Consider the following 5,533-nt stretch of genomic DNA (forward strand, 5'->3'; position numbering starts at 1 on the left):
CGAGTGGGAATAAGGAGGTCTTGTCGCGGATTAGTAAACGCGGCAATGTGATGTTAAGGACGTTAAATAAAACCTGGGGTTGATGATGCTGATTCATGCGGTGGCTCTGTGAACCCGCATATACGTATGAGTTACTTAGTTGACCACTAACTATAATTAATTAAATTAAGATTAATTTTATAATTTTTAAGCCTGTTATTATTGGGGATAAAGTTTTTTATTTATATAAATCAAAGGATTAAAATATTTTTGTTTGTGAAAAATTAATCGAGAGAAGGCTGCATAAGCTGTGTATGTTTTTGGATAACTTTAAAAATTCAGCAGTTTCCTTCAAATAAACAGAGGTTATCCACAAAAAACAAAATGACTTAAGGTTGTCTCATCGGCAAAGCTGTCTCCTGTATGATCGAAGAATGCTAAACGCTCTCGGCCGAATTGGGGTTACAGACCAATATACTAAGAAAAACGACTTTAGCGTTGACGGCTGCTTTGTTTTAAGCTAACAAGTTTAATCGCACCTCAGTTATAAAGGTTTACCTTGATGAATTATGCTTATTAAAGTTAGAATAAATTTTTCCCTTAGAAAAAGGGTTCCTTTTGTGGATAATTATAAAAAAATTCTTGTTGCATTGGCGCTTGATCCTAATAGCGATCGACCATTGGTGGAAAAAGCGAAGGAGTTAAATGTTAACCGCGATGCTCGATTATATTTAATTCATGCAGTTGAACACCTTAGTAGTTATGGGGCTGCCTATGGTGTGGCGCCTGGGGTTGATCTTGAAGATATGTTATTGGAAGAAGCAAACAAGCGAATGAATGAAACTGCTTTCCAATTAAATATTTCCTCCGATTGTCAGGTTGTGAAAGTGGGTCCTGCAAAGTTTCTTATTTTGGAGCAAGCCAAAAATTGGGGTATCGATTTAATTGTCGTGGGTAGCCATGGCCGTAATGGTATTCAGTTATTGCTAGGTTCCACGTCGAATTCTGTTTTGCACGGCGCTCAATGCGATGTGTTGGCTGTTCGGATCAAGGGTTCTTAGAGAGAGCAGAGAATAATAAAAACCGTCTTTGTCATCTTGTCCAGGTAATTGTTGAACACCGTTTTAATTGCAAAACGCCCTGGACATTTATGGAAGATAATTCGACTTTGTCGTTGGTCGAGAAAAATTCTTCAATTACTTTATCTATTTTCCTTAGCTAAAACTGAACACGTGGGATAAAGCAAAAAACCTTCTTCTTTCAGTACCGTCCATAACCCGTTCAATAATTGCAATTGTTTTTAGTGATATTGAGAAAAATCACACGCTTTTCGTAACAGTTTAAATCAGGGTGGTGGCGAATAACGACAGTAGCAGAGTATGGGGCGTCGAGAAGAAGGAGAACACTCAAACAATTCTCCACTTGACCATTGATCGATTTGTGAGGCATCCGCTAAAAAGACATTGCAAGGGTTATTGTCAGAGCCTAAGATGGGTTATATTTTCCTTAATTCGATTTAATTGCTGTTTGTTATCGTCGATCGTAACTAACGTTTTTAAGTGAGGGTTTACTTTTAAAATATGAGAAGTTTTGCTTTCGGGCGCTACACACTCATCGAGTACCGTTTAGTTATTTTCTAATTTCAATAAATATGCTGAAAATTAGCTGGCTGCGTCTTCAATGTAATTAGCCTTCGTTGAATCCTGGCAGCTGGTGTACCGAAAAGGTTTTTCTAGTTGAATATCCGTTGGAAAAAAATTGAGAGACTTAGTAAAGATATTTTTTCATACAGCATTTCTAAATAAATTTCACGACAAATTATTAGTTAAATTAATAACCAGTAATGTCATGATAGGATGAGCATTGTTAGCGATTAAATAGATTCCCAATGAGACCCGGTTATGATTTTTAATGAGTTGAATAAGCCATAAATGTTTGCGTGTATTGCCATTCGAGATTTTCTTGGTAAAAGTAAGTAATTCATCTTTTTCAGTAATAAAGCATCGCAATCATTTATTGATTAATGCTTTTGTTTACGGTTTTTTAATATTTCAGTGGCGGAAACGGTTTGATTAACGATAGTGTGGATGGGTATATTTAGGTAATTCAATTGATAAAAACTTATTAAAATAAGGAAAAATATATCATAATCTTTATTTTTATTTATTAAAGCTGAATGTAATAATTTTTATTCCATTAATTTTAATTTAAAATACCAGCGAAGTGTGTTGTAGCAGAGTTCTTGAATCAGCGATTAATCATCTTCGTTAGCAGATAATGGTGCTGTTAATGAACGATTTGACTAACTAAAATCGAGGTTGTTGCCCGCGTATTCATGACAGCAAAGAAATATCAGCGATCTGCGAAAACAATTGTTGTAAAGAAGTTAGCAGAGCCAGTCGGTTTTCACGTTTTTCCTTGTCATCGACCATTACCATAACTTTATCAAAGAAAATATCTATCGGTTCTTTGAGAGAAGCAAGTTCGGTTAATGCTTTTGTATAGTCTGCTTTTTTATAAAGATTATTGACTAATTCTGCATGTTCTTTAAGTTGATCGGCGAGAAGGTGTTCGGCATCGGAATCAAAGAGCGAATGATCGATCGTTTTTCTTTTTAGTTGGATAGCCTTTTTTTTGAGAATATTGCTGACTCGCTTATTAGCCGCTGTTAATGCATCGGCTTCGGGTAACATTTGAAAATGTTGAACTGCTTTAATTCGGTGATCAAAATCCAACGGATCGGTTGGATGGCTGGCCAGAACGGCCATAAAAACAGAGGTAGGAACTTCTTTTTCAAGGTACCACGCGCGTAAACGTTCGATGATAAAATCGAAGGACTGATCTACAACGTTAACATTTGGCAATTTAACCGCATAATTGTTTTTAGCTTCATTTAATAAAGCGAATAAATCTAATGATAACTCTTTTTCGATTAAAATGCGTAAAATCCCAAGTGCTGTTCGACGTAACGCAAATGGGTCTTTATCGCCGGTGGGTAATTTATTAATGCCAATAATACCTATAATGGTGTCGATGCGATCCGCCACTGCCACGCAGGCGCTTAATAAGTTCCGAGGTAGTTGATCCCCTGAAAAACGGGGTAAATAATGTTCTTTAATCGCTTCAGCCACGAGAGGGGGCTCTTTATTATGAATAGCATAATAATAACCCATAATTCCTTGCAACATGGGGAATTCATAGACCATCTCGCTAGCTAAATCGCATTTGGAAAGAAGTCCAGAGCGGGCTGCCAATTGCTCATCAATATTAATTTGTTTAGCAATAAAGGCAGTCAGTTTTTCAATTCGTCTTGCTTTGTCTGTGATGGCGCCTAGTTGTCGTTGGAAAATAACATTCCCAAGTTTGGGTAACCAGTTTTCTAACGAAGTCCTAAGGTCATTGCTATAAAAGAAGGACGCATCCGCGAGTCTTGCGTTTATTACCCGTTCGTTTCCAACGATAACCCGTTTAGGATTTTTACTTTCAATATTGCTGACGATAATAAAATAGGGGAGCAGATCGCCGTTTTTATTTTTTATAGGGAAGGTGCGCTGATGCACTTTCATTGTTGTAATCAGAACTTCGGGAGGTAATTTTAAAAATTCAGCTTTAAAGTTACCAATTAAAACAACGGGCCACTCCACCATTCCCGTGACTTTTTCTAATAATCTTTCATCAATGATGACTTCTCCTTTTTCATAGCCTGCCTTTTTGATGAGATCACGAATTTTTTCTCGTCGCTTTTCAAAATCAGCTATTACCATTCCATGGGTTAATAATAGTTTTTGATAGTCATCGGGTTTAGCGACTAAAATATTTTTAGGGTGATGAAAACGATGCCCGCGTGTTTCGCATGAGGCCATTTTTCCAAACAAAGTGGCGGGAATGATATTTTTTCCCAACATCAAGATAATCCAATGAACGGGTCGAATGAAGAGCTCCTTGTGATCGTTCCAGCGCATGGCCTTTGCTGTAGGCAATTGTTTAAGAGCCGATTGAATTATGTTGGGCAACAGATCAAGAGCATTTTGGCCAGGCTGTTCTACTTCACAATAGATAAACTCACCTTTTTTTGTTTTTTTAACTTTGAGTTGAGCGGTAGAAACGCCACAAGATTGTGCAAAGCCAAAACAAGCGAGTGTAGGGGTTTGCTCTTTGTCAAAAGCCGCCTTGACGCTAGGGCCCTGACGCTCTATTTTTCGTTGGGGTTGTTGAAGCGCTAAATTATTGACCAATACCGCCAAACGACGCGGTGTGGCATAACGGTGTATATTCCCGAATAATAAACCAGCTTTTTCTAATTCGGATTTAATCGTTTGAGATAATGCTTGGGACAGTTGGTTCAAGTTCTGCGGTGGTAATTCTTCACAACCGATTTCTAATAAAAAGTCTTGTGTGGTGATTTTTAACATCCGTTCACCCTATCATTACCAGCCAGTGGTAAAACGTGAGTAAGGGAGGAGGATACTTCTGGAAAACCAAGTGTTTCTCGAGCGGAATAATAGGCTTCGGCAACGGCTTTGGCTAGTTTTCTGATTCGGAGAATAAATCGTTGGCGCTCTGTCACTGAAATGGCTTGGCGAGCATCTAGGAGATTAAAGGTATGAGAGGCTTTTAGGACCATCTCATAAGCCGCCAGCGGTAAGTGAACTTCAATCAGTTGGCTTGCTTCCTTTTCATAAAAATCGAAAAAATTAAATAATGCTTCTACATTGGCGTATTTGAAATTGTAGGCTGACATTTCAACTTCATTTTGTCGGAAAATTTGTCCATAGGTGATCCGTCCATTAGGACCTTCGGTCCAGACAAGGTCAAATATGTTATCTATCCCTTGCAGAAACATAGCCAGACGTTCCAGACCGTAAGTAATTTCTCCAGTGACGGGTTTACATTCTAAGCCGCCGATTTGTTGGAAGTACGTGAATTGTGTAATTTCCATTCCATCTTGCCAAACTTCCCAACCGATTCCCCAGGAACCTAGTGTGGGCGCCTCCCAATTATCTTCCACAAAACGAATGTCATGAGTGAGCGGATCAATGCCCAGCGTTTTTAGAGAACCCAAATAGATATCTTGAATGTTATCGGGGGATGGCTTCAAGACGACTTGAAATTGATAGTAATGCTGGGTGCGATTAGGATTATCTCCGTAACGCCCGTCGGTTGGTCGGCGCGAAGGTTGGACATAGGCAGCGCGCCAGGGTTCGGGACCGATAGCTCGCAAAAACGTCGCGGGGTGGAAAGTCCCAGCGCCAACTTCCATATCGAAAGGTTGTAACAAGACAACCCCTTGGGATGCCCAATACTTCTGTAAGATGAGAATCATTTGTTGAAAATTAATGGAGTGCGATGATTTCATTTTCAAACTTTTATCACGATATCCAACAAAAAACCAGCTGTAGCCATTTTAAACTTGTTATCCAGCGCAGTCACCTAGCCATCAACTTAAGCATAAACCCCTAATGACTGTAAAGTTGATGCTTCTCTTTCGCCTTGTTCCTTTCAAAGATCCTTGATACAAGGGGCCTCTATCATTACCCACCCGTGGTGAAGCGTG

At 38.9% G+C, this 5,533-nt stretch carries 5 protein-coding genes; 1 reads left to right on the forward strand and 4 read right to left on the reverse strand.

Annotation, left to right across the window (positions count from 1 at the left end):
• Window positions 1-599: 599 nt before the first annotated feature.
• Window positions 600-1,040, forward strand: coding sequence for a universal stress protein (locus tag FIV31_RS07165; RefSeq protein WP_280124294.1), 441 nt, complete (start codon window positions 600-602; stop codon window positions 1,038-1,040).
• A 140-nt stretch (window positions 1,041-1,180) separates the two neighbouring features.
• On the opposite strand, the gene FIV31_RS08725 is transcribed toward FIV31_RS07165, so the two are convergent.
• From FIV31_RS08725 to glyQ, 4 genes are all read right to left on the reverse strand, one after another.
• Window positions 1,181-1,273 carry a hypothetical protein gene (locus FIV31_RS08725; RefSeq protein WP_425278284.1) on the reverse strand — a complete coding sequence of 31 codons (93 nt, stop codon included), beginning with the start codon at window positions 1,271-1,273 and terminating at the stop codon, window positions 1,181-1,183.
• Window positions 1,274-1,457: 184 nt separating this feature from the next.
• Window positions 1,458-1,559: a hypothetical protein gene (locus FIV31_RS07175; protein ID WP_280124297.1), complete on the reverse strand. Its 102-nt coding sequence runs from the start codon at window positions 1,557-1,559 to the stop codon at window positions 1,458-1,460.
• Between the two features lie 753 nt (window positions 1,560-2,312).
• Window positions 2,313-4,382: a glycine--tRNA ligase subunit beta gene (glyS, locus tag FIV31_RS07180; RefSeq protein ID WP_280124298.1), complete on the reverse strand. Its 2,070-nt coding sequence runs from the start codon at window positions 4,380-4,382 to the stop codon at window positions 2,313-2,315.
• A gap of 2 nt (window positions 4,383-4,384) precedes the next feature.
• Window positions 4,385-5,335 carry a glycine--tRNA ligase subunit alpha gene (gene glyQ, locus FIV31_RS07185; RefSeq protein WP_280124295.1) on the reverse strand — a complete coding sequence of 317 codons (951 nt, stop codon included), beginning with the start codon at window positions 5,333-5,335 and terminating at the stop codon, window positions 4,385-4,387.
• Window positions 5,336-5,533: the final 198 nt, after the last annotated feature.

It is taken from the genome of Coxiella endosymbiont of Ornithodoros amblus, assembly GCF_019425495.1.
In the GTDB taxonomy this organism is placed as follows: domain Bacteria; phylum Pseudomonadota; class Gammaproteobacteria; order Coxiellales; family Coxiellaceae; genus Coxiella.

Coding starts and splice junctions, on each gene's coding strand:
- glyQ (WP_280124295.1), bottom strand. CDS start 5,335: ATGAAATCATCGCACTCCATTAATTTTCAACAAATGATTCTCATCTTA.